The following is a 22567-nucleotide window of genomic DNA, read 5'->3' on the forward strand; positions in this document are numbered from 1 at the left end:
CCCCGGCCCCCTGCCCCCCGGTCCCGTGACCGGCATCGCTCTCAAGCTGATGTCGGTCTTGTTCTTCATCGCCATGTCCAGCCTTGTCAAAGCCGTGGCCCCCCATGTGCCGCCGGGCGAGACGGTATTCTTCCGGTCGCTTTTCGCCCTGCCGGTGATCCTTGCTTGGCTGGCGCTTCGGCGCGAATTGCGCGTCGGGCTGAAGGTGCAAAACCCGATGGGCCATGTCTGGCGCGGCGTGGCGGGCACCACGGCGATGGGGCTGACCTTTTCCGGGCTCGCCCTTTTGCCGCTGCCCGAGGTGACGGCGCTGGGCTATACCGCGCCGCTTTTGGTGGTGATCTTTGCCGCAATGTTTCTGGGCGAGGAGGTGCGTGCCTTCCGGCTGTCGGCGGTGAGCCTTGGGCTGATTGGCGTGTTGATCGTGCTGTGGCCCCGGCTTGGCGGCGTCAGCGGCGACAACCCGACCGAAGCCTTGGGCGCGCTGGTGGTGGTGATGGGGGCGACCTTTGCCGCGCTGGCACAGGTGTTCATCCGCAAGATGGTCGCGACCGAGCGCACCTCGGCCATCGTGTTTTGGTTCACCATCACCTCGGCGGGGCTGTCGCTGATCAGCCTGCCCTTTGGCTGGGTGATGCCCGGCCCGCGCGAAGCGATCTTGCTGGTGTCTTGCGGCGTGCTGGGCGGCTTGGGGCAGATTTTCCTGACCTCGTCTTACCGCTTTGCCGATGCCTCGATCGTGGCGCCGTTCGATTACGCCTCGATGCTGTTTGCACTGGCGATCGGCTATTGGTTCTTTGACGAGGTGCCCACGCTGTGGATGCTTGGCGGCGCGGGGCTGATCATTTTCGCGGGCGTGATGATCATCTGGCGCGAGCATCGGCTGGGGCTGGAACGGCGGCGCGCGCGCAAGGCCGTCACGCCGCAGGGCTAATGGCGGCGCGAGCCTCCGTTCACAGCGAGTCACGGCGATTTGTCGCGCCAATATGACCCAGAACAATGACCCAAGGCCGATTCGGTGCTAGCTTGTGTCTGATGAAGCTGAAGGAGGCAGACATGACCCGTCACATCATCGACCATGCCGAGCCGAAGGCCGAAGGCACCCGCACCGCCCAATATGTGGATATCGACCGCAAGGATGGCGTGCATCCCGCCGTGGAAGAGTTGACCCAACGCCCCGAGGATCGGTCGGGCGCGAAAGTTCGGGAATTCGTGCGTATCGCGCGCGAAGAAGCCAAGGCGGAAGATTGATCCGGCTCTGACGCCGCGCGCTTTCGCCCATCGCAAACGCGTCCCCGGTTCGGGCCGGCGGTCGCGCAAACACTCACGGGACAAGATGCGCGAAGGGCACGCCTTTGGCGTGCCCCCGTAGCAAGGCTGGTTCCGTAGCAACTTCGGGCGGGCGCCGTTTCAGGGCCTGCCCGGAGGGTTGGCTCGACACGCGCCGCCTTAGGCGCGCACAAGCTTTTCGTAGCTTTCCGCGATATCGCGGGTTAGCGCGCCCACTTCGAAATGGAAGTCCCCGATCTGACCCACCGGGGTCACTTCGGCGGCCGTGCCGGTCAGCCAGCATTGTTCGAAGCCCGCCAGTTCCACGGGCTCGATATGGCGCTCGTGAACGGTGATCCCCTTGTCCTTCAGCATGGCGATCACCGTCTGGCGGGTGATGCCATTGAGGAAGCAATCGGGCAGCGGGGTGTGCACTTCGCCGTTTTTGACGAAGAACACATTCGCGCCCGTCGCCTCGGCCACATAGCCCCGGTAATCCATCATCAGCGCGTCCGAGCAGCCCTTGGCCTCGGCTGCGTGTTTCGACATGGTGCAGATCATGTAAAGACCCGCCGCCTTGGCCGCCGAGGGGATGGTATGCGGATCGGGGCGGCGCCATTTGGAAATGTCGAGCTTGGCGCCCTTCATCTTGGCATCGCCGTAATAGTTGCCCCATTCCCAACCGGCAACCGCCAGCCGCACCGGGTTGCGCCGCGCAGAGACCCCCATATCATCGCCCGCGCCCCGCCATGCCACGGCGCGCACATAGGCATCTTTCCAGCCATTCGCCTCAAGCATCGCGTATTTCGCGGCCTCGATCTGTTCGACCGAATAGGGGATCTCCATATCCAGCAATTCAGCCGATTTGCGCAGCCGCATCGAATGTTCCACGCCCTTGAAAATGCGGCCATTGTAGCAGCGCTCGCCCTCGAACACCGAAGACGCGTAATGCAGCGCATGGGTCAGGATATGGACCTTGGCTTCCCGCCAGTCGACCAGTTCCCCATCCAACCAGATCTTGCCATCGCGATCATCATATGCGCCGTCCATGCTGCCCTCCTTCGAGCCCTTATTTTCCATAAATTGCGCAAAACGGGCCAGCATAGGTCAGAAAGTTGCGCAATTACTGCGCTTCGGTAACAATTGATTCTTGGAAAGTCAACAAGACTGTCCTAAAAGGGTCAAAAGCGAGGTTCACATGGCCGATACCGGGGCACCCGGGGGCGAAACGCTCCTGTTTCTGACCGACGAACAACTGCGCAAGGGCATCGAGGCGATGTTCTTTGCCTATCGCGGCTTCACCGCCGACCCTGACCGCATTCTGGCCAAACATGATTATGGCCGGGCGCATCACCGGGCGATCCACTTCATCAATCGCGAACCGGGGCTGACGGTGACGACGCTCATTTCCGTGCTTGGCGTGACCAAGCAAAGCCTGAACCGGGTCTTGCGTACCTTGATCGAGGATGGGCTGGTCGAAAGCCGCGTCGGCACCCGGGACAAGCGCGAACGCCACCTGTTTTTGACCGAGGCCGGGCAAGAGCTGGAACATGCGCTCTCCAAGGCGCAGCGCGGTCGCTTGCGCGCCGCCTATCGCGCCGCCGGGCCGCAAGCGGTTGCCGGCTTCCGGCAAGTGCTGGAAGCGATGATGGACCCGGACCTGCGCCGCCATTACCAGATGCTCAAGGACGAGGAATGAGCGCCTCTGCGCCGCACCTGCTGATCGTCGATGACGATGAACGCATCCGGGGGCTTTTGCACAAGTTTCTGACGCGCAACGGTTTTTTAGTCACCGCCGCGCGCGATGCGGCGCATGCGCGCCGCCTGCTGGCGGGGCTTGAATTCAACCTGATCGTGCTGGATGTGATGATGCCGGGCGAGGACGGGCTTAGCCTGACGCGGGATTTGCGCACCAAGATGGCCACCCCGATCCTGCTTTTGACCGCACGCGGCGAAACCCGCGACCGGATTGAGGGGTTGGAGGCCGGAGCCGATGATTACCTGCCCAAACCCTTTGAACCCAAGGAATTGCTGCTGCGCATCAACGCGATCTTGCGCCGGGTGCCCGCGGCCACCGTCACCGGCCCGAAATTTCTGGGCCTTGGCCCGCTGCGCTACGAGGTGGAGCGGGGCGAATTGTGGCAAGGCGAGTCCCCGGTGCGGCTGACCGCGACCGAAGCGGCGCTGATGCGGATTTTCGCCGCGCGCCCGGGCGAGGTGATCGGGCGCGCCGATCTGATCGAGGAGTTGGGCCGCGACCGCTCTGCCAGCACCGAAGAGGGCGCGGGCGACCGCGCGGTGGATGTTCAGATCACCCGGTTGCGGCGCAAGATCGAGCCCGATCCGCGCGAGCCGCGCTATCTGCAAACGGTGCGCGGCGCGGGCTACATGTTGGCGCCGGATTGAGCATCACTGCTGCCTGAACGCGCAAGCCAAGCCCATGTGGCAGCGACAAAAAAGCGCGAATCGCCCCAACTTGCGGCATTTCGCCTCACCCCATTGTGATTGTCTGCTGGACTGACAAGGGCGTCGGCGTTAAACGGGTCGCATGGCTGGCTGCACCCTGTGCGGCCAGCAACGGCGCATCGGCTTGTAATTCAGGCTCGGGAAGGGAGAAGACTCGTGTCCCACGCAGAAGACTACGAAGGAACTCGGAGGGATTTCCTCTATCATGCCACCGCCGCGACGGGTGTCGTGGTGGCTGGTGCGGCCGTTTGGCCGCTCATTGACCAGATGAACGCTTCGGCGGACGTCAAGGCGCTCTCGTCGATTTTCGTCGACATCTCGAGCGTCGAGGTGGGCACCCAGCTGACCGTGAAATGGCGCGGCAAGCCGGTGTTCATCCGTCGTCGTGACCAAAAAGACATTGACCTTGCGCGTTCGGTGCCGGTGTCGTCGCTGCGCGACAAATCGGCCGAAAACGCCAACAAACCCGGCGCGGAAGCCACGGACCAAAACCGCACGCTCGACGAGGCGGGCGAGTGGCTGGTCATGATCGGCGTCTGCACCCACCTCGGCTGCGTGCCGATGGGCGGGGCTTCGGGTGATTTCGGCGGCTGGTTCTGCCCCTGCCACGGCTCGCACTACGACTCGGCTGGCCGTATCCGCAAGGGCCCCGCGCCGCGTAACCTTGACATCCCGGTGGCGGCCTTCGTCGACGACTCCACCATCAAGCTGGGCTGAGGGGAAGACATATGTCCGGAATTCCGCACGACCATTACGAGCCCAGAACGGGCATCGAAAAGTGGCTGCATGATCGCATGCCGATCGTCAGCCTGATTTATGACACCATCATGATCCCCACGCCGAAGAACCTGAACTGGTGGTGGATCTGGGGGATCGTCCTGGCCTTCACGCTGGTGCTGCAAATCGTCACCGGCATCGTGCTGGCGATGCACTACACCCCGCATGTTGATCTGGCCTTTGCCTCGGTCGAGCACATCATGCGCGATGTGAACGGCGGCTGGGCGATGCGCTACATCCACGCCAATGGCGCTTCGCTGTTCTTCTTGGCGGTCTACATCCACATTTTCCGTGGTCTCTACTACGGCTCCTACAAGGCGCCGCGCGAAGTGACCTGGATCATCGGCATGATCATCTACCTGCTGATGATGGGCACCGCCTTCATGGGCTACGTGCTTCCGTGGGGTCAGATGTCCTTCTGGGGCGCCACCGTTATCACCGGCCTGTTTGGTGCGTTCCCGGGCTTTGGCCCCGGCGTGCAAGAATGGCTTTTGGGTGGCCCGGCGGTCGACAACGCCACGCTTAACCGCTTCTTCTCGCTGCACTATCTGCTGCCCTTCGTGATCGTGGCCATGGTCGCGCTGCACATCTGGGCGTTCCACACCACGGGCAACAACAACCCGACCGGTGTTGAAGTGCGTCGCGGCTCCAAAGAAGAAGCCGAAAAAGACACCCTGCCCTTCTGGCCCTACTTCGTGATCAAGGACCTGTTCGCGCTTGCGCTCGTGATGGTCGTGTTCTTCGCGGTCGTGGCCTATATGCCGAACTACCTTGGCCACCCGGATAACTACATCCAGGCGAACCCGCTTTCGACGCCGACGCACATCGTTCCCGAATGGTACTTCTTGCCGTTCTACGCGATCTTGCGTGCCTTCACTGCGGACGTGTGGGTTGTGGCGATCGTCGACGGGATCACCTTCGGCATCGTGGACGCCAAACTGTTCGGCGTGCTGGCGATGTTCGGCGCGATCATCGTGATGGCGCTGGCGCCGTGGCTTGATACCTCGAACGTGCGTTCGGGCGCCTATCGTCCGAAGTTCAAACTGTGGTTCTGGCTGCTGGTTGCCGACTTCATCGTGCTGACTTGGGTGGGCGCGATGCCGACCGACTTCCCGTATGACTGGATCTCGCTCATCGCTTCGACCTATTGGTTCGCGTATTTCCTCGTGATCCTGCCGCTGCTTGGCGCGACTGAGAAGCCGCTGCCGATGCCGGCCACGATCGAGGAAGACTACAACAGCCATTACGGCAATCCGGCCGAGTGAGAGAAGAGGACTGAAATCATGAAAAAGCTTCTGATCTCTGCTGCTTCCGCGCTGATGATCGGCGCAGGTGGGGCGATGGCCGCGGGCGATCACCAGGTTCCGGATTACGCCTTCAGCTTCGAAGGTCCGTTCGGCACCTATGATGTCGCGCAGTTGCGCCGCGGCTTCCAAGTCTACGACCAAGTCTGCTCGGCGTGTCACGGCATGAAATTCGTGCCGATCCGCACGCTGTCCGACGACGGCGGCCCGCAATTCGACCCCGCTTGGGTGCGCGATTACGCGGCCGGTCTGGACTATGTCTACGATCCGGAAACGGACGAAGACCGTGACCGGAAGGAAACCGACATGTTCCCCGAGCGTAACGGCGACGGGATGGGTCCGGACCTTTCGGTGATGGCCAAGGCGCGTGCGGGCTTCTCGGGTCCGAACGGTCTGGGCATGAACCAGCTGTTCAAGGGCATCGGCGGTTCGGAATACATCCGCGCCTATGTCTCGCATTTTGAAGAAAACCCGGAATGTGCGCCTGACGGGATTGATGGCTACTACTACAACGCCATCTTCCAAAACGGCGGTGTGCCCGACAGCTGTAAAGACGCCAAAGGCAACAAGATCACCCACGGCAGCTGGGCGCAAATGCCGCCGGCGCTGTTCGATGACCTGATCGAATACGAAGACGGCACCCCGGCCACGGTCGACCAAATGGCCACCGACGTTGCGGCCTTCCTGACTTGGGCTGCCGAGCCGAAGATGATGGAGCGTAAGCAAATGGGCTTTGTGGCGGTGATGCTGCTCGGCCTGCTGACTGTGCTGCTTTATCTGACCAACAAACGGCTTTGGGCGCCCTACAAAGGCAAACGTCCCTAAGCCGTTCCCGAGCCTGAAATAAGAAAACGCGCCCTTCGGGGCGCGTTTTTATGTGTGCGGCGCCTTTGCTGATCGAAGAAAGGCACAAGACGCCATCGGTCGCAGCCTCGACATCGTGACGCCTGCCCGCAGACAGAAAGACCGATTTTGCGGGAAGGCGCCGCTTAGCCCTTGGTGCCGTAACGCGCCAAGAACATCTCGACCGCGCCATCAATGATCCGCTGGCGGCTTTCGTCGCTCACCTCATGGATCACACCGCAAACAAGGCAGTTGTGAATTTCAACCTTGCACAGTTCCGAAAACTGATCGGCGGCCAGATCGTAATCCTCGATCTGCAGTTCACCCCGCGCCACGGCGGTCTTGAGATATTCGACCAGCCGCGCGCGCACGAGCTGTGGGCCCGACGCATAAAATTGCCGCCCCAGTTCCGGAAAACGATCGCTTTCCGCCACGCAAAGCCTATAGGTCTGCCGCCCCAAATCCGACCGCAGGTAATCGATGATCACCCGCGCTGCATAGCGCAGCACTTGGGCCACGGGCTTTTCTTCGGCATAGATGAATTCCACCGCCTCATCGGCTTGGCGCTGGCATTCGCCGGTGGCGATGGCCATGAACAGCAAACGCTTGTCGGGGAAATAGCTGTAAAGCGTGGCCTTGGAGACGCCCGCCTCGCGGGCGATGTCATCGACCGATGCCCCTTCGAAGCCATCGCGCAAGAAAACCTTGCGCGCGCCCTCGATCACCTGATCGAATTTGCGACCCTTGCGGATCTTCGCCATTTGCTGTTCCATCCAGCGTCCCCCTAGGGCGATAATAGCCTTTCCGCCAGACCAACGGCAAGGGATCTGTATCGAATCAGGGCCTTGCAGGGCGGTCGGGGCTTGCGGGTCTTGTCCCCGCCCGGCCCCGCGCTAAACTGGGATCATGTTCAAGTTCCTTTCCGGCCTGCTGGCCGACCCGCAACCCCATACCGACCCGCTCACCTCTGAGGATGCGGAATTGGCGCTGGCAGCACTTTTGGTGCGGCTGGCGCGCGCCGACAATCATTATGACGCGGACGAACGCCAGCATATCGAACAGGTGCTGGCCGCGCGCCGGGGGCTCGGCCATGCCGAGGCCGCCGATCTGCGCCTGCGCGCCGAGGCCGCCGAGGCCGAAGCCCCCGATACGGTGCGCTTCACCCGCGCGCTGAAAGAGAAAATCGCTTACGAAGACCGGATCGGCGTGATCGAGGCGCTTTGGACCGTCGCCCTTGCCGATGATGCCCGCGCACCAGAGGAAGATGCGCTGATCCGGCTGGCCACCAACCTGCTTGGGGTCAATGATCGCGATTCGGGGCTGGCCCGGCAAAGGGTGGCCGCGCGGCGCGGCTAAGCCGTCCACATGCCCAAAGTTCCGGCGCTTGCCTGTCCTTTTGGCGGCTCCCCTTGGGTCAAGGCCAACTCGCCGTTGCATTCGGCACAAAAATCGCGCCAAGTTGACCGACCGGACAAACAGAAGCCGAGACGTGACCCAAGCCGTGACCGAACCCGCCCCCGTCATTGAAATCCGCAACCTGCACAAAAGCTATGGCCCCCTTGAAGTGCTCAAGGGCGTGTCGATCCGCGCCGAGAAGGGGCATGTCGTCTCGCTCATCGGCTCATCGGGGTCGGGCAAATCCACGCTTTTGCGCTGCTGCAACCTGCTGGAAGACAGCCAGCAGGGCGAAGTCGTCTTTGCAGGCGAGCCGGTGCGCTGGCAGGGCTCCGGGCTGGCCCGTCGTCCCGCCGACCGCGCGCAAGTCACGCGGTTCCGCACCAACCTGTCGATGGTGTTTCAGCAGTTCAACCTGTGGAGCCATATGACGATCTTGCAAAATGTCATGGAGGCCCCGGTCACCGTGCTCGGGCGCAAGCCCGCGGAGGTGGAGCCGCTGGCGCGCAGCCTTTTGGCCAAGGTGGGCATCGGCGACAAAGCCGACAACTGGCCCGCGCAGCTTTCGGGCGGGCAGCAGCAACGCGCCGCCATCGCGCGCGCGCTGTGCATGCAACCCGAGGCGCTTTTGTTTGACGAACCGACCTCGGCGCTTGATCCTGAATTGCAGCAAGAGGTGGTCAAGGTGATCAAAGACCTTGCCGCCGAACATCGCACGATGATCCTTGTGACCCATGACATGCGGCTGGCGGCCGAAGTGTCGGATCATGTCGTGTTTCTGCATCAGGGCCTGATCGAAGAGGAAGGCCCGCCTGAAACGCTTTTTGGCGCGCCCAAATCGGAACGCCTGCAACAATTCCTGTCGGCCACCGCGCCGGCCTGAGTGAAGACCCCAACTGTGGAGAGAGCCATGAAGAAGCTGATCCTGACTGCCGCGGCATTTGCGCTGACCGCGGGCACCGCTTTTGCAAACGACGTCGTGCGCATGGGCACCGAGGGCGCCTACCCTCCCTACAACTTCCTCAATGACGCGGGCGAGGTCGATGGCTTCGAGCGCGAACTGGGCGATATCCTGTGCGAAAAAGCCGGTCTGACCTGCGAATGGGTCACCAATGACTGGGACAGCATCATCCCGAACCTGCTGTCGGGCAACTATGACACGATCATCGCCGGGATGAGCATCACCGACGAGCGGATGGAAACCATCGACTTCACGCAAAACTACTATCCGCCGGCGGCCTCGGCCTATGCGGCGCTGTCGAGTGACGTCGATCTGATGGGCGGCGTGGTTGCGGCGCAGGTGGGCACGATCCAAGCCGATTACGTCGCCCAATCGGGTGCGACGCTTTTGGAATTCGCCACGCTGGATGACACGATCGCGGCAGTCAAAAACGGCGAAGCCGATGCGGTCTTTGCCGATAAAGACGCGATTGCCCCGTTTGTGACCGAAGGCGGCGACGTGGTGTGGGCTGGCGATGACGTGCCGCTGGGCGGCGGTATCGGCATTGGTGTGCGCAAATCCGACACCGAGCTGAAAGAGAAATTCAACGCCGTGATCTCGGAAATGAAAGCCGATGGCTCGCTCAACGAGATGATCCTCAAGTGGTTCGGCGACGAAGCCGCAACCTTCTGAAAATGACCGGGCGCGGGGGCAACTCCGCGCCCAATCCGCCCCATGTTCGATTTCTGCGCCGATCCCAAAACCCTTGAAGGCCTGTCTTGGCTGATGTGCTACCTGACCACGGGTAAGCACATGATGTTTTATAGCTCGTTCTTCGTCGTGCTGGCCTTGATGCTGATTGTGGCGCCCGTGGCGCTAGCCTTTGGCTTTGGCGGCGCGATTGCCGCGCGCTCGCCCATCGCGCCGCTGCGCTGGCTGGGCAAGACCTACACCTCCATGGTGCGCGGCATTCCCGATATCGTGTTTTTCCTCTTCGTGCCGGTGGCGATGGATCAGGGGCTGGAATATCTGCGTTATCTCTACAAATGCCCGCATGATGGCACGCCCGTCTGGGCCAATAACGAATTCAGCGTCTGCGCTGCCGCGAAATTGCCGCTTTCGACCTCGCCCCAGATCTGGCACGAGGTCTATGGCTTCGCGCTTGCCGTGATCGCGTTTGCCATCGTGTTCGGCGCCTTTGCCGCCAATGTGCTTTATGGTGCGATGAATGCGGTGCCGCGCGCGCAGTTGGAAACCGCCGAAGCCTATGGCATGTCGCCCGCGCAGGTGCGCCGCCGCGTGCTTATTCCGCAGATGTGGACCTATGCGCTGCCGGGCCTGTCGAACCTGTGGATGATCCTCATCAAGGCAACGCCGCTTCTGTTCCTGCTTGGCGTGGAAGACATCGTTTATTGGGCGCGCGAGTTGGGCGCGACGAAATCGCAAATCTATGACTATCCGCACCCCGACTGGCGTTTTTGGTATGTATTGGCGCTTTTGGTGTTTTACCTTGGCATGACGAAACTTTCGGAACTGGCGCTGGATCGGTTGTCCGCGCGGCTGTCGAAGGGCCAAGCCACGATGGCGGGCGAAGCACAACGGAAGGCCGCGGCATGAGCGATAGCTGCACCCAGATCATTGCGGATTATGCCTTCCGCTCGCTTGGCTATGGCGAACGGCTGCTGCCGCGCAGCGATTTCACGCTGTGCCATGAATTCACGCTGATCGGCTCGGGCCTGATCTGGAACGTCTATTTTGGCACGCTGGCGCTTTTGTTCGGCTTTTTCTTTGCCACGGGGCTGGCGCTAGCCAAGGCCGCGCCCAGCGCCGCGCTGCGCCGCCCGGCAGAGTTGTTCATCTTTGTGTTCCGGGGCTCGCCGCTCTTCATCCAGTTTTTCTTGGCTTATGAACTGCTGGTGATGCTGCCCAAGGCGGGCATCGATGTCTTTGGCATCACCATTGAAACCGCCTGGACGACGCGGGCTTGGGCTGGCGCGCTCTTTGTGCTGTTTCTCAACACCTCGGCCTATTCGGCGGAAATCTTCTATGGCGCGCTGCAAAGCGTGCCCAAGGGCGATATCGAGGCCGCCGATGCCTATGGCCTGACCGGCTGGACCAAGTTTCGCCGCGTGCTTTGGCCAACGATGCTGCGCCTTGCCTGGCCGTCCTATACCAACGAGGCGATCTTTCTGTTTCATGCCACGACGCTGGTGTTCTTTTCGGGCTTTCCCGCCTTTCAGCAACGCGGCGACGCGCTTTATTACGCCAAATTCTTTGCCGACAAGACCTTTAACCCCTTTATCCCCTACCCAATCACCGCCTTCTATTTCATCCTTGTGACGCTGGCGCTGATTGGTCTGTTTGGGATCGTCAACCGCCGTCTGAACCGCCACCTTCCGGGCCACCACCGCCCCAAGCTGAGGATCAGGCCGCAAATCATCAGGTGATATATGGACTGGCTCAAGGAACACCCCGAGGTGCGCACCATTCGTGTGGCAGCGGCCGACCTAAACGGGGTGGCGCGGGGCAAACGGATCCCCGCACGTTTTGCAAGCAAGGTGTTCAGCGAGGGCACACGCTTTCCCTTTTCGGTGATGAACCTCGACATCTGGGGCGAGGACATCGAGGAAAGCCCGCTGGTGTTCGAAAGCGGCGATTGCGACGGATTGCTGTTGCCGACCGAACGCGGGTTTTTGCCGATGCCCTGGCTGGAGGCGCCGACTGCGCTTTTGCCGATCTGGATGCATCACATGGATGGGCGGCCCTATGCGGGCGACCCGCGCCAAGCGCTGGCCCGCGTGGTGGCGCGCTACGCCGAACAGGGGCTACGCCCGGTGGTGGCGACCGAGCTTGAATTTTTCCTGATCGACGATTCCGGAAAAACCCTGCGCGTGCCACCCAGCCCCCGCTCCGGCAAGCGCCGCTCTGGCGGGGAAACGCTGTCGCTGCGCGCGCTCGATGCCTTCGACATCTTTTTCACCAAGCTTTACGAGGCCTGCGAGGCGATGGATATTCCCGCCGATACGGCGATTTCCGAAGCCGGGCCGGGACAGTTTGAAATCAATCTCATGCATCAGGCGGACCCGCTTAAAGCCGCCGATGACACATGGCTTTTCAAAATGCTGGTGAAGGGGCTCGCCCGGCAGCACGGCTTTGCCGCAAGCTTCATGGCCAAACCTTATGACATGTGGCCGGGCAACGGGATGCACACGCATTTTTCCGTGCTGGACGAAAGCGGGGCCAATATCTTTGACAATGGCACCGACAAAGGCTCGGATGCGCTGCGCCACGCGGTGGCGGGGTGTCTTGAGGCGTTGCCCGGCTCGACGCTCGTCTTTGCGCCGCATCAAAACAGCTACACGCGGCTGGTCCCCAATGCCCATGCCCCCACCGGCATCGGCTGGGCCTATGAAAACCGCACCGCCGCCTTGCGGATTCCGGCCTCCAGCCCCGCCGCGCGGCGAATCGAGCATCGCGTCGCGGGGGGGGATGTGAACCCCTATTTGATGATCGCGGCAATTCTGGGCGCGGCGCTGGTGGGGATCGAAGATGAAATGACCCCCGAGACGCCGATCAACGGCAATGCCTATAGCCAAAGCCTGCCGCAACTGCCCGCCACTTGGAACATGGCGATCAACAGCTTTGCCAATTGCCCAATCATCCGTCGCGTGTTTGAGGAAGAACTGATTGCGAACCTTCTGATGACCAAGCGGCAGGAACTGTATTACATGGCGGAACTGTCCGAAGAGGAACAGACCGAGCTTTATCTCGATACCGTTTAAGGGCACGCGGGGGTGGCCGCTGCGGCCAGCCCCTTGCCCAGCGCGCGCCCGAGGGCTAGGTTTCGGATGTCCAATCACGAGAACCTCATGCGCATCGGCATCCTGCAAACAGGCCAATCTCCCGACATTTTGCGGGAGGAAGCGGGCGATTACCCCGATATGTTCATGGCGCTTTTGGCGCCTCATGGCTTCGATCTGGTCACCTATGACGTTGAGCACATGCAGTTTCCCACCGACGTGCATGCCTGCGACGGCTGGCTGATCACCGGCTCGCGCCACGGGGCCTATGAAGAGCACGCCTTCATCCCCCCGCTCGAAGATTTTATCCGCAAGGCTATGGCCGCGCAGGTGCCGCTGGTGGGCGTTTGTTTTGGCCATCAGATCATCGCGCAGGCGATGGGCGGCAAGGTTGAGCGCTACGCGGGCGGCTGGGCCGTGGGGCCGCAAAGCTACGATTTCGAAGGCACGCCGATCACCCTGAACGCGTGGCACCGCGATCAGGTCACAAAGCTGCCTGAAGGGGCCAAAGTCATCGCCTGCAACGATTTTTGCGAAAATGCGGCGCTGATTTATGGTGACACGGCGTTCACCGTGCAGGCACATCCCGAATTCAAAGATAGCTTCGTCGAAGGGCTGATGACCGCGCGCGGCCCCGGGCTTGTGCCCGATACCCTTATGGCAGAGGCGCGCGAAAAACTGGGCAAAGGCAATGATTCCGCCGCGATTGCAGCGAAGATCGCGGCTTTCTTCCATCGGCACGAGGGCTGACCATGCCACAGCCGCGCCACCTGTGCCCCACCCCCGCGCCCCCCGGCATGGCCGAGGGGATGCCGCTGGCCCGGCTGATGCCCGACCCGATTGTCTGACTGTCTGCCCCCCTTCCCTTTCTTCGAAAGCAAAAGACATGTCTCAGATTCAGACCCATTGGACCGATCTTATCCCGCAGGCCGCGCAAGATTACATTGAAGGCCGCCGCTTGGATGAGGTGGAATGTATCGTGGCCGATATTGCGGGCGTCGCGCGCGGCAAGGCGATGCCCGCCTCCAAATTCGCCTATCAGGATCGGTTCTACCTGCCAAATTCGATCTATCTACAAACGATCACCGGCGAATGGGCCGACAACCCGATGGGCGCTTTTACCGAGCCCGATATGGTGCTGACCCCCGATTGGAACACCGCCTCGGCGGCACCTTGGACCGCCGATATCACGCTGCAAGTGATCCATGATGTGCATGACCAACAGGGCAAGCCGGTGCCGGTCGCGCCGCGCAATGTGCTGAAGCGGGTGGTGGCGCTTTACGAAGCGGCGGGGCTGAAACCCATTGTCGCGCCGGAGATGGAATTCTTTTTGGTCGCCCGCAATCTGGACCCGAACCAGCCGATTATCCCGCCGATGGGGCGCTCGGGGCGGCGTGCGGCGGGCAAACAGGCCTATTCGATGTCGGCGGTCGATGAATATGGCAAGGTAATCGATGACATCTATGACTTTGCCGAAGCTCAAGGCTTTGAAATTGATGGCATCTTGCAAGAGGGCGGCGCGGGTCAGGTGGAAATCAACCTTGCCCATGGCGACCCGGTCGCGCTGGCCGATCAGATTTTCTATTTCAAACGGCTGATCCGCGAGGCGGCATTGCGCCACGACTGCTTTGCCACCTTCATGGCCAAGCCGATTGAGGGCGAGCCGGGTTCGGCCATGCATATCCACCAATCGGTGATCGATACCGAAACGGGGCTGAATATCTTTTCCAACCCCGATGGTGGGGAAAGCGAGGCGTTCTTGCATTTCGTGGCCGGGATGCAAACGCATCTGCCCGCGGTGGTCGCGCTGCTGGCGCCCTATGTGAACAGCTATCGGCGCTACATTCCGGACTTTGCCGCGCCGATCAACCTTGAATGGGGCCGCGACAACCGCACCACCGGGCTGCGCGTGCCGATTTCCGGCCCCGAGGCGCGGCGGCTGGAAAACCGGCTCGCGGGGATGGATTGCAACCCTTACCTTGGCCTCGCCGCCTCGCTGGCTTGCGGCTATATCGGGCTGAAAGACAAGAAGATGCCCAGCCCCGAATGTTTGGGCGATGCCTATATGGGCGACAGTGATCTGCCCTATAACCTTGGCGATGCGCTTGATATTTTTGCCGATAGCGCACCGGTGCGCGACGTGCTTGGGGTGGAATTCTGCACCGTTTACGAGGCGGTGAAGCGCAATGAATACAAAGAGTTCTTGCAGGTCATCAGCCCGTGGGAACGCGAACACCTTCTGCTGAACGTGTGATCGATGAACCTGCTCTTCGCCAATGATCGCGCCGGGCAGTATCCGGCCAGTTTTTATGCCGAAACCCGCGACCCGGCCCCCGAACGCCCCAGTTTGCAGGGCGAAACCCGCGCCGATGTTTGCGTGGTGGGCGCGGGCTATACCGGGCTTTCGGCCGCTTTGCATTTGGCGCGCGCGGGGCGCCGCGTGGTGGTGCTTGAGGCGCATCGCGCGGGCTTTGGCGCCTCTGGCCGCAATGGCGGGCAAATCGGCTCGGGGCAGCGGCTTGATATGGCCACGCTTGAGAAAATGGCGGGGCAAGAGGTCGCCAAACGGCTGTGGGGCATGGCGGAAGAGGCGAAAGCCCTGACCTATGCCTTGGCCGACGAAGCGGGCGTGCCCACCCATCGCGGCATCGCGCATACCGGGCGCAAGGCGTCAGAAGTGCGCTGGCTGCATGAAGAGGCCGAGCATCTGGCCAAACACTACGGTTACACCCAGATCGAACCGCTTGACCGGGCCGCGACGCAGGCGTTGATCCCCTCCCCCGTCTATATCGGCGGCGATTTGGATCATGGCGCGGGCCATGTGCATCCGCTCAACCTCTGCCTCGGAGTCGCACGCTTGGCCGAGGCGGCGGGGGCAGTGATTTATGAAAATGCGCCCGTCACAAACATCATCCACGGCACCACCGCCAACAAACCCAGCCGGGTGGAAACCGCACAAGGCCATGTGATCGCCGATCAGGTGATCTTGGCGGCGAATGGCTATCTGGACCGGCTAGAACCGCAAATCGCCGCCCGTGTGATGCCGATCAACAATTACATCGTCGCGACCGAACCCTTGGGGGCGCGCGCGAAAGAGGTCTTTACCAAAGACATCGCTGCGCATGATCTCAAATTCGTCGTCAATTACTGGCGGCTGCACGAAGACCGGCTGATCTTTGGCGGCGGCGAAACGGTCAGCTACCGCTTCCCGCGCGATATCGCCGCCAAGGTGCGCAAACCGCTCGAAGAGATTTACCCGCAGCTGAAGGGCGTCAAAATTACCCATGCTTGGGGCGGCACGCTGGCGATCACCGTGAACCGGATGCCCTGCTTCCACCGCCCCGCGCCCAATTGCCTTTCGGCCTCGGGCTATTCGGGCCATGGCGTGGCGCTGGCCCTTCATGCGGGCAAGCTGATGGCAGAAGCAATCACCGCCACCGGCGACGGCTTCGACGTGATGGCACGCCTGCCGCAGCCCGCATTCCCCGGCGGTGGCGCGTTGCGCTGGCCGCTTTTGGTTGCGGGGATGAGCTGGTTTTCGCTGCGCGACAAGATCGGGCTCTAAGCGGCTTCTGGCCGCGTCGTCAAACTTTCACTTGGCCCCGAGGCGCGCAACTTCTAAAGCTTTCCCGAATGTCACATTCAGGAAAGCTGAACATGCCGCGTGATGGACTGACCGCCCCGAATTGCTACGACGCCGAACCGATCCCCGAAGCCGCCCGCGCCGAGATCGAGCGGCTGCTCGCAAGCGGAGACCTGTTCCGCTACACCTCTGACAATGCGCCCGTGGCCCAGCTAGAGGCCGAATTCGCCGAAATGATGGGCGTGCGCTACGCGGTTTGCGTCGCCTCTTGCTCGGCGGCGCTCTTCTTGTCGCTCAAGGCGCTGGATCTGCCGCGCGGTGCGCGGGTGCTGGTGCCCGCCTTCACCTTTGCCGCCGTGCCCTCGGCCATTGTCCATGCCGATTGCGTGCCGGTGCTGGTCGAAGTGGGCCAAAACTTCCGCATCGATCTAGAGGATTTCCGCGCCAAGTTTGATGACACGATCGACGCGGTGATGATCTCCCATATGCGCGGCCATACCTCGGATATGGATGCGATCATGGAACTCGCCAATGCCAAAGGCGTGCCGGTGATCGAAGATGCCGCGCATAGCCTTGGCACGCTCTGGCATGGGGAAAAGATCGGCACGATCGGCAAAATCGGCTGCTTCAGCTTCCAAAGCTACAAGCTTGTGAATGCGGGCGAAGGCGGCGTTTTGGTGACCGACGACCCGGAATTGGCCGCGCGCGCGATCATCATGTCGGGCGCCTATGAGCATAACTGGAAAAAGCACCCCGGTTTGGCCAACAGCTTCGCGCATTGGCAAAACAAGCTGCCGCTTTACAACACGCGGATGCAAAACCTCTCTGCTGCCGTGATCCGCCCGCAGTTGGGTGAAGTGGCGCGGCGCGTGCGCGATGGGCTGGCCAACCACGATTATGTTGCCGCGAAACTCAATGAGAGCCCGTGGCTGGATGTGCCGCCGCCGCTTGGGCCGGAAACGCGCGCGCCCGACAGTCTGCAATTCAACCTTGTGGGCGAATGGACGGATGCCGAAGCGCGCCAGTTGCAAGCGGAAACCAAAACTCGGGGCGTGGGCGTGTCTGTTTTTGGCCTCTCGCAAGACAATGCGCGCGCCTATTGGAATTGGCAATTCTTGGGCGATCTGCCCGATCTGCCGAAAACCCGCGCCATGTTGATGCGCGCTTGCGACACGCGCCTGCCCGCACGGCTCACCCGCCCCGAGCTTGATTTCATCGCCGAGGCGATTGTCGAGTCGGCAGCGGTCGTCAAAGGCTGATCCGGTCAGGGGGGCAGCGCCCCCCTACACCGCGTTAGATCCCAAGCCGGGGCATCTCGATCTTGGGACAGCGATCCATCACCACGCGCTTCCCTGCGGCGCGCGCGTCTTGTGCCGCCGGTTCATGCACAACGCCAAGCTGCATCCAGAGGGTTTTCACCTCGGCCCGCGCGGTCAAAACCTGCTCGACGATCCCCGGCACAGCCGCGGGCGTGCGAAAGATATCGACCATATCCACCGCAATCTCGCGCGGAATCGCGGCGAGATCGGCATAGACCACCTCGCCAAGATACGTCTGGCCCGCGAGCCCCGGATTGACGGGAATCACCCGATAGCCGCGCCCTTGCAGCCACGCCGCAACCTCATGCGCGGGGCGCGTGGGATTTGCCGAAAACCCCACGACGGCGATCACCTTGGTCTGGCTGAAGATTTCGCGTAGCTCTGCATCGGTCATAGCGGGCTTCCCTTGGCAAGAAAAAGCGCCCGAACCACAAGGGATTCGGGCGCGAAAGTGTGGAACGAGGGACAGTGACTTGAAACGCGGCGGTTCCGGGGCCGCGTTTCCTTAGTCAGACATAGGTATGTAAAAGGCGCGTTAAAGGGTCGCGGGGGAAAAAGCGCCGCGCCTCGCCCTTTCGTGATCACATGCGATTGGCGGCGGCATAAAGCGCAATCGCCGCCGCGTTCGACACGTTGAGCGACCCGAAATCGCTGGCAAAGGGCACCCGCACCAGCATGTCACAGGTCTCGCGGGTTTTTTCCCGCAGCCCCGGCCCCTCGGCCCCCAGCACCAGCCCGACAGGCCGCGTGCCCGCCTGTGCCAGCCCCGCGGCCAAGGTGATCTCGGCCTCCCCGGCCAGCCCCAAAAGCACATAGCCCATATTTTGCAATTCGCGCATCGCATCGGCCAGATTGACCACCCGCAAATAGGGCTGACGCTCCAGCGCACCCGAGGCGGTTTTCGCCAAAGCCCCGGTTTCAGGCGCAGAATGGCGATGCGGGGCCACCACGGCGCGCGCGCCAAACACCTCGGCCGAGCGCAAAATCGCGCCCACGTTATGCGGATCGGTCACCCGGTCCAGCAGCACCACCAGCGGCGCGCCCGCCCCTTGCAGCGCCACATCGCCCAGCTTGCCCCAATCGAGCGGCTTGACCTCGAGCGCGGCCCCTTGGTGCACCTGATCGGGGCCCAGCGGCACATGCGAGTCAAATTTGCGCGGATCGACGATCTCGGGCGCCAGCCCGGCTGCGGCGATTGCCTCACCCAGCTTATCCGCGGCGTTTTTCGTCAGCACCAGCCGTTGCTTCACCCGCGCCGGGTTCATCAGCGCATCGCGCACCGCATGCAAACCAAAAAGCCACAGCGTTTCCGCCGCCGCCGCACGTTTGGCCCGTTCCTTCTCGATCACCCAAGACGGTTTCTTCATCGCATGCTCCCGTTTGTGCCCTCTGTGCGCTGCCGCGCCCTCTTTGGCAAGGGGCGTGCGAAAAACCCGCTTGACGCCCACCGGCCCCTTCGCTACATCCGCCCCCGTCGGGTGACGAGCTGCAAGGTGCGGCAGCGGACTGTAACTCCGCCGGGGAGACCCATGCCTGGTTCGATTCCAGGGTCACCCACCACTTCCTTTTGGGAAGGGTGCGAAAACGGGGCCGTAAAGCCCCGTTTTGCGTTTGGGCCTAGCGCATCAGAACTTGCGGGCGGGCAAAGATCGCCTCTTCTTCCGTGCCATCATCATAGACAAGCCGCAGCCGGATGTTTTGCACCGAACCAAGCGGCTGGGCGATATAGATCGCATCTGTCTCAATCGCATTGGGCGCAGGCGTGCCCTCGTAGCACATTTCCATGAAAAAGGGCGTCGTGGGCGGGGCATCGTTGAGCCCGTAGAAAATTTGGCTAAGCCCGCAACGCCAACTGAGCAATTGCGTGAAATAGATCAAATCTTGGCCGTCATATTCGCGCACCGCCACCCATTGCCCCTTGGTGGCCGCCAAAATCGGGCGCACTTCGGCGGCTGTGGTGAATTGCTGGGCCTGCGCCGCGCCCGCCAGCCCTAGCCCGCCGATCAGCGCCGTCAAAAGGATCTTTCGCATCACTTCCCCCATCGCATGGCTTTCACGCCACGCCGAAAGCCCTTATGTCTTGGGCAAACAAGAGGCGCAGCCGGAACATCATGGCAAGGAAATCGGGCACCGGTCCATCCCCCAATGTCTTCTTCGTCGTGCAGGCGGGGCGGCTGGAATATGAGGCGGTGGTTTTCACCGCAAGCTTCCGCGCCGCAAACCCCGATTTTCAGGGCCGCCTGTTGGCGATGGAGCCCACCGGCGCGCGCTGGTCGCGCCCGGTGCAAATCTCGGACCCGGTGCGCAAATTCCTGTCCGACAATGGCGTGGAGATCGTGCCGTTCGAAAACCGCCATTTCGGCGAAAGTTACCCGCACGGCAACAAGATCGAGGCGATGGCCGCCCTGCCCGAGGGGCCGTTTGTCTTTTTTGACACCGATACGGTTTTCTTAGGCCCGCTTTCTTCGGTGGCCTTTGATTTCAACCGCCCTGCCGCCTCGATGCGCCGCGAGGGCACTTGGCCCGAGCCGCCGCTTTACAAAGTGGGCTACACCGAGATTTGGAAGAGCCTTTATGACAAGTTCGGGCTGGATTTCGAAAGCTCGCTCGACCTTAGCCAACCCAATGAATATTGGCGGCGGTATCTTTACTTCAACGCGGGCTGGTTCTTTGGCCCCGATGCGCCCAGTTTCGGCCAACGCTTTTTGGACTATGCGCATGCGATCCGCTGGGATACGCCCGACGAATTGGCCTGCCAATCGCTGGACCCTTGGCTCGATCAGGTGGCCTTGCCCTTAGTGATCCATTCCTTTGGCGGCGGGCGTCCGGGGCCAGAGCTTGACGGGCTGGATGGCGCAGTGACATGCCATTACCGCGCCCTGCCCTTGCTTTACGCACGCGAAAGCGATGCCGTGGTGCGCGCACTGGAAGCGGCGGTGACGCCGCAAAAGGTGAAAAAGATCCTACGCCTGCACGAGCCTGCGAAAAAGCTGATCTACCAAGGCAAGGGGATGAAACTGCGCGAAAAATTTGACCGCAGCAACCTGCCCAAGCGCGAACAGGTGATCCGCAATACGATCAAACGCGCGGGGCTTTGGCTGCGTTAAGCCCCGCGCTGGCTGCCCCACCCCTGAAAGCGAAGCCCCATCGCACAGCGACGCGTGGGGCTGATGTGTCAACGCCCCGCCCTACCACCAGAGGCACGGTGAACGGCGAGGTCTCGCCCGCAAGATGCCCCGCAAGATGCCCCGCAAATGCAAAGGCACATCCAAAGCCGCCCCCGCCAAAGCCATGTCAAACAAACGCAAAAACAATGTCATAACGGTAGACATGCCTCAGCAAGACCAAGGCCCCCAAAAGCCGCGCGACGCCTTTCAAACCCGAAGGGCGTTGCCGCACCGCGCTCGCGCCGGTAGGTTGCGCAAGGAATGAAACGGAGGCCCCTATGACCGACCATCGCTTTGAGACGCTGCAAATTCACGCCGGAACGGCCCCCGACCCGGCCACCGGCGCGGTGCAGGTGCCAATCTACCAGACCACCTCTTATGCGTTCAAAGATGCCGACCATGCGGCGCGGCTCTTCAACCTGCAAGAAGTGGGCTACATCTATTCGCGGCTGACCAACCCGACCGTTTCGGCGCTGGCCGCGCGGGTCGCCGCGCTTGAGGGGGGCGCGGGCGCCGTTTGCACCTCGTCGGGTCATGCCGCGCAGATCATGGCGCTGTTCCCGCTGATGGGGCCGGGGCTAAACATCGTCGCCTCGACCCGGCTTTACGGCGGCACGATCACCCAATTCAGCCAAACGATCAAACGCTTCGGCTGGTCGTGCACCTTTGTCGATTTTGACGATCTGGCGGCCCTTGAGGCGGCGATCGATGACAACACCCGCGCAATCTTTTGCGAATCGATTTCCAACCCCGGCGGTTACATCACCGACCTGCCCGCCGTCGCAGCACTGGCCGACAAAGCGGGCCTGCCGCTGATCGTCGATAACACGCTGGCCTCGCCCTATCTGTGCCGCCCGATCGAGCATGGCGCGACGCTGGTGGTGCATTCCGCCACGAAATACCTCACTGGCAATGGCACGGTGACCGGCGGTGTGGTGATCGATTCGGGTAAGTTCGACTGGTCGGCGAGCGATAAATTCCCCAGCCTCTCGGCCCCCGAACCAGCCTATCACGGGCTGAAATTCCACGAGGCCTTGGGGCCGATGGCCTTCACTTTCCATTCCATCGCCATCGGGTTGCGCGATCTGGGCATGACGATGAACCCGCAAGGGGCCCATTACACGCTGATGGGCATCGAAACGCTCAGCCTGCGGATGGACAAACATGTCGCCAATGCCAAGGCCGTGGCCGACTGGCTCGAAAAAGACCCGCGCATTGAATATGTCACCTATGCGGGGCTGGAAAGCTCGCCTTGGCATGGGCGTGCGCAAAAGCTGTGCCCCAAAGGGGCGGGGGCGCTGTTTACCGTTGCAGTCAAGGGCGGCTATGAAGCCTGCGTGAAGCTTGTCAACAATCTCAAGCTGTTCGGCCATGTGGCCAACCTTGGGGATGCGCGCTCGCTGATCATCCATTCGGCCTCGACCACGCACCGCCAATTGACCGAAGAACAGCAGATCAAGGCGGGCGCCGCGCCCAATGTGGTGCGTCTGTCGATCGGCACCGAGAATGTCGACGATCTGATCGCGGATCTGGATCAGGCGCTGACAGCCGCCACCGCCTAAGCGTAAAACCGCCCGTCTAGGCCCGGCATCGCCCCACCGGCGATTTCGGGCCTATAGGGGGGCGATCACGAACCGGTGGGCGGCTTTTCATATGCGCTTTTCTTCTATACCAAAGGGGGCTGATCCGTTGCCGATTTCGGCC

24 protein-coding genes and 1 tRNA gene are annotated in these 22567 nt (G+C 61.9%); 20 read left to right on the forward strand and 5 right to left on the reverse strand.

Annotation, left to right across the window (positions count from 1 at the left end):
* Positions 1-10: 10 nt before the first annotated feature.
* The gene (locus CKO11_RS09050; RefSeq protein ID WP_223637326.1) at positions 11-934 is read left to right on the forward strand and encodes a DMT family transporter; all 924 of its coding nucleotides are present in this window, start codon (positions 11-13) and stop codon (positions 932-934) included.
* A 122-nt stretch (positions 935-1056) separates the two neighbouring features.
* Positions 1057-1251, forward strand: a complete 195-nt coding sequence (locus CKO11_RS09055; protein WP_223636902.1) for a hypothetical protein — start codon at positions 1057-1059, stop codon at positions 1249-1251.
* Between the two features lie 198 nt (positions 1252-1449).
* On the opposite strand, the gene CKO11_RS09060 is transcribed toward CKO11_RS09055, so the two are convergent.
* Positions 1450-2319, reverse strand: a complete 870-nt coding sequence (locus tag CKO11_RS09060) for a branched-chain amino acid aminotransferase (RefSeq protein ID WP_223636905.1) — start codon at positions 2317-2319, stop codon at positions 1450-1452.
* A gap of 148 nt (positions 2320-2467) precedes the next feature.
* Here CKO11_RS09060 and CKO11_RS09065 point away from each other — a divergent pair, with 148 nt between their 5' ends.
* The 5 genes from CKO11_RS09065 (at position 2468) to CKO11_RS09085 (ending at position 6641) form a co-directional block, all read left to right on the forward strand.
* Positions 2468-2968 (forward strand): MarR family winged helix-turn-helix transcriptional regulator, encoded by a 501-nt coding sequence (locus CKO11_RS09065; RefSeq protein ID WP_223636908.1) that lies wholly within the window; start codon positions 2468-2470, stop codon positions 2966-2968.
* The gene (locus CKO11_RS09070) at positions 2965-3675 is read left to right on the forward strand and encodes a response regulator (protein ID WP_223636911.1); all 711 of its coding nucleotides are present in this window, start codon (positions 2965-2967) and stop codon (positions 3673-3675) included. The genes CKO11_RS09065 and CKO11_RS09070 overlap by 4 nt, the downstream gene beginning before the upstream one ends.
* Positions 3676-3891: 216 nt before the next feature.
* Positions 3892-4452 (forward strand): ubiquinol-cytochrome c reductase iron-sulfur subunit, encoded by a 561-nt coding sequence (gene petA / locus CKO11_RS09075; protein ID WP_223636914.1) that lies wholly within the window; start codon positions 3892-3894, stop codon positions 4450-4452.
* An 11-nt stretch (positions 4453-4463) separates the two neighbouring features.
* Positions 4464-5777, forward strand: a complete 1314-nt coding sequence (petB, locus tag CKO11_RS09080; protein WP_223636916.1) for a cytochrome b — start codon at positions 4464-4466, stop codon at positions 5775-5777.
* Positions 5778-5795: 18 nt separating this feature from the next.
* Complete coding sequence (locus CKO11_RS09085) at positions 5796-6641, forward strand: cytochrome c1 (protein ID WP_263298435.1); 846 nt, start codon at positions 5796-5798, stop codon at positions 6639-6641.
* A 164-nt stretch (positions 6642-6805) separates the two neighbouring features.
* Here CKO11_RS09085 and CKO11_RS09090 read toward each other — a convergent pair whose 3' ends face one another.
* Positions 6806-7432 (reverse strand): TetR/AcrR family transcriptional regulator, encoded by a 627-nt coding sequence (locus tag CKO11_RS09090; RefSeq protein ID WP_223636919.1) that lies wholly within the window; start codon positions 7430-7432, stop codon positions 6806-6808.
* Positions 7433-7565: 133 nt separating this feature from the next.
* Between CKO11_RS09090 and CKO11_RS09095 the strand changes: the two genes are divergently transcribed.
* From CKO11_RS09095 to CKO11_RS09140, 10 genes are all read left to right on the forward strand, one after another.
* The gene (locus tag CKO11_RS09095) at positions 7566-8015 is read left to right on the forward strand and encodes a TerB family tellurite resistance protein (RefSeq protein ID WP_223636922.1); all 450 of its coding nucleotides are present in this window, start codon (positions 7566-7568) and stop codon (positions 8013-8015) included.
* 133 nt (positions 8016-8148) lie between these two features.
* Positions 8149-8937, forward strand: a complete 789-nt coding sequence (locus tag CKO11_RS09100) for an ABC transporter ATP-binding protein (RefSeq protein ID WP_411742005.1) — start codon at positions 8149-8151, stop codon at positions 8935-8937.
* A gap of 27 nt (positions 8938-8964) precedes the next feature.
* Positions 8965-9687: a transporter substrate-binding domain-containing protein gene (locus CKO11_RS09105; RefSeq protein WP_223636925.1), complete on the forward strand. Its 723-nt coding sequence runs from the start codon at positions 8965-8967 to the stop codon at positions 9685-9687.
* 42 nt (positions 9688-9729) lie between these two features.
* On the forward strand, positions 9730-10611 hold the full coding sequence (locus CKO11_RS09110; protein ID WP_223636928.1) for an ABC transporter permease: 882 nt from the start codon (positions 9730-9732) through the stop codon (positions 10609-10611).
* The gene (locus CKO11_RS09115) at positions 10608-11441 is read left to right on the forward strand and encodes an ABC transporter permease (protein WP_223636931.1); all 834 of its coding nucleotides are present in this window, start codon (positions 10608-10610) and stop codon (positions 11439-11441) included. The genes CKO11_RS09110 and CKO11_RS09115 overlap by 4 nt, the downstream gene beginning before the upstream one ends.
* A 3-nt stretch (positions 11442-11444) precedes the next feature.
* Complete coding sequence (locus tag CKO11_RS09120) at positions 11445-12776, forward strand: glutamine synthetase family protein (RefSeq protein WP_223636947.1); 1332 nt, start codon at positions 11445-11447, stop codon at positions 12774-12776.
* 87 nt (positions 12777-12863) lie between these two features.
* On the forward strand, positions 12864-13544 hold the full coding sequence (locus tag CKO11_RS09125) for a type 1 glutamine amidotransferase (protein ID WP_223636950.1): 681 nt from the start codon (positions 12864-12866) through the stop codon (positions 13542-13544).
* Between the two features lie 136 nt (positions 13545-13680).
* Entirely contained in the window at positions 13681-15048 is a 1368-nt protein-coding gene (locus tag CKO11_RS09130; RefSeq protein WP_223636953.1) for a glutamine synthetase family protein, read from the forward strand.
* Positions 15049-15051: 3 nt separating this feature from the next.
* Complete coding sequence (locus tag CKO11_RS09135; RefSeq protein WP_223636964.1) at positions 15052-16359, forward strand: NAD(P)/FAD-dependent oxidoreductase; 1308 nt, start codon at positions 15052-15054, stop codon at positions 16357-16359.
* A 92-nt stretch (positions 16360-16451) separates the two neighbouring features.
* The gene (locus tag CKO11_RS09140) at positions 16452-17636 is read left to right on the forward strand and encodes a DegT/DnrJ/EryC1/StrS family aminotransferase (RefSeq protein WP_223636967.1); all 1185 of its coding nucleotides are present in this window, start codon (positions 16452-16454) and stop codon (positions 17634-17636) included.
* 34 nt (positions 17637-17670) lie between these two features.
* Here CKO11_RS09140 and CKO11_RS09145 read toward each other — a convergent pair whose 3' ends face one another.
* Positions 17671-18090, reverse strand: a complete 420-nt coding sequence (locus tag CKO11_RS09145; protein WP_223636970.1) for a CoA-binding protein — start codon at positions 18088-18090, stop codon at positions 17671-17673.
* 187 nt (positions 18091-18277) lie between these two features.
* Positions 18278-19063, reverse strand: coding sequence for a 23S rRNA (guanosine(2251)-2'-O)-methyltransferase RlmB (rlmB, locus tag CKO11_RS09150; protein WP_223636973.1), 786 nt, complete (start codon positions 19061-19063; stop codon positions 18278-18280).
* A gap of 109 nt (positions 19064-19172) precedes the next feature.
* Between rlmB and CKO11_RS09155 the strand changes: the two genes are divergently transcribed.
* Positions 19173-19256 (forward strand) — tRNA-Tyr (locus CKO11_RS09155).
* A 57-nt stretch (positions 19257-19313) separates the two neighbouring features.
* Here the strand turns inward: CKO11_RS09155 and CKO11_RS09160 are convergent.
* The gene (locus CKO11_RS09160) at positions 19314-19727 is read right to left on the reverse strand and encodes a hypothetical protein (RefSeq protein WP_223636976.1); all 414 of its coding nucleotides are present in this window, start codon (positions 19725-19727) and stop codon (positions 19314-19316) included.
* Between the two features lie 80 nt (positions 19728-19807).
* Between CKO11_RS09160 and CKO11_RS09165 the strand changes: the two genes are divergently transcribed.
* Together CKO11_RS09165 and CKO11_RS09170 are read left to right on the forward strand one after the other, a co-directional pair.
* On the forward strand, positions 19808-20803 hold the full coding sequence (locus CKO11_RS09165; RefSeq protein ID WP_223636979.1) for a hypothetical protein: 996 nt from the start codon (positions 19808-19810) through the stop codon (positions 20801-20803).
* A gap of 338 nt (positions 20804-21141) precedes the next feature.
* Complete coding sequence (locus CKO11_RS09170) at positions 21142-22425, forward strand: O-acetylhomoserine aminocarboxypropyltransferase/cysteine synthase family protein (protein ID WP_223636982.1); 1284 nt, start codon at positions 21142-21144, stop codon at positions 22423-22425.
* The last annotated feature ends 142 nt before the right edge of the window (positions 22426-22567 follow it).

The sequence above is a fragment of the Rhodobacter sp. TJ_12 genome, from assembly GCF_020023995.1.
Lineage (GTDB): Bacteria > Pseudomonadota > Alphaproteobacteria > Rhodobacterales > Rhodobacteraceae > Rhodobacter.

What these genes read in the sequence shown, in the direction of transcription:
- CKO11_RS09110 (WP_223636928.1), top strand. Translation starts at nt 9,730, where the DNA reads ATGTTCGATTTCTGCGCCGATCCCAAAACCCTTGAAGGCCTGTCTTGG.
- CKO11_RS09135 (WP_223636964.1), top strand. Translation starts at nt 15,052, where the DNA reads ATGAACCTGCTCTTCGCCAATGATCGCGCCGGGCAGTATCCGGCCAGT.
- CKO11_RS09085 (WP_263298435.1), top strand. Translation starts at nt 5,796, where the DNA reads ATGAAAAAGCTTCTGATCTCTGCTGCTTCCGCGCTGATGATCGGCGCA.
- rlmB (WP_223636973.1), bottom strand. Translation starts at nt 19,063, where the DNA reads ATGAAGAAACCGTCTTGGGTGATCGAGAAGGAACGGGCCAAACGTGCG.
- CKO11_RS09130 (WP_223636953.1), top strand. Translation starts at nt 13,681, where the DNA reads ATGTCTCAGATTCAGACCCATTGGACCGATCTTATCCCGCAGGCCGCG.
- CKO11_RS09120 (WP_223636947.1), top strand. Translation starts at nt 11,445, where the DNA reads ATGGACTGGCTCAAGGAACACCCCGAGGTGCGCACCATTCGTGTGGCA.
- CKO11_RS09065 (WP_223636908.1), top strand. Translation starts at nt 2,468, where the DNA reads ATGGCCGATACCGGGGCACCCGGGGGCGAAACGCTCCTGTTTCTGACC.
- CKO11_RS09115 (WP_223636931.1), top strand. Translation starts at nt 10,608, where the DNA reads ATGAGCGATAGCTGCACCCAGATCATTGCGGATTATGCCTTCCGCTCG.
- CKO11_RS09140 (WP_223636967.1), top strand. Translation starts at nt 16,452, where the DNA reads ATGCCGCGTGATGGACTGACCGCCCCGAATTGCTACGACGCCGAACCG.
- CKO11_RS09145 (WP_223636970.1), bottom strand. Translation starts at nt 18,090, where the DNA reads ATGACCGATGCAGAGCTACGCGAAATCTTCAGCCAGACCAAGGTGATC.
- CKO11_RS09170 (WP_223636982.1), top strand. Translation starts at nt 21,142, where the DNA reads ATGACCGACCATCGCTTTGAGACGCTGCAAATTCACGCCGGAACGGCC.
- CKO11_RS09070 (WP_223636911.1), top strand. Translation starts at nt 2,965, where the DNA reads ATGAGCGCCTCTGCGCCGCACCTGCTGATCGTCGATGACGATGAACGC.
- CKO11_RS09095 (WP_223636922.1), top strand. Translation starts at nt 7,566, where the DNA reads ATGTTCAAGTTCCTTTCCGGCCTGCTGGCCGACCCGCAACCCCATACC.
- petB (WP_223636916.1), top strand. Translation starts at nt 4,464, where the DNA reads ATGTCCGGAATTCCGCACGACCATTACGAGCCCAGAACGGGCATCGAA.
- CKO11_RS09125 (WP_223636950.1), top strand. Translation starts at nt 12,864, where the DNA reads ATGCGCATCGGCATCCTGCAAACAGGCCAATCTCCCGACATTTTGCGG.
- CKO11_RS09160 (WP_223636976.1), bottom strand. Translation starts at nt 19,727, where the DNA reads ATGCGAAAGATCCTTTTGACGGCGCTGATCGGCGGGCTAGGGCTGGCG.
- CKO11_RS09165 (WP_223636979.1), top strand. Translation starts at nt 19,808, where the DNA reads ATGGCAAGGAAATCGGGCACCGGTCCATCCCCCAATGTCTTCTTCGTC.
- CKO11_RS09090 (WP_223636919.1), bottom strand. Translation starts at nt 7,432, where the DNA reads ATGGAACAGCAAATGGCGAAGATCCGCAAGGGTCGCAAATTCGATCAG.
- CKO11_RS09105 (WP_223636925.1), top strand. Translation starts at nt 8,965, where the DNA reads ATGAAGAAGCTGATCCTGACTGCCGCGGCATTTGCGCTGACCGCGGGC.
- CKO11_RS09055 (WP_223636902.1), top strand. Translation starts at nt 1,057, where the DNA reads ATGACCCGTCACATCATCGACCATGCCGAGCCGAAGGCCGAAGGCACC.
- CKO11_RS09060 (WP_223636905.1), bottom strand. Translation starts at nt 2,319, where the DNA reads ATGGACGGCGCATATGATGATCGCGATGGCAAGATCTGGTTGGATGGG.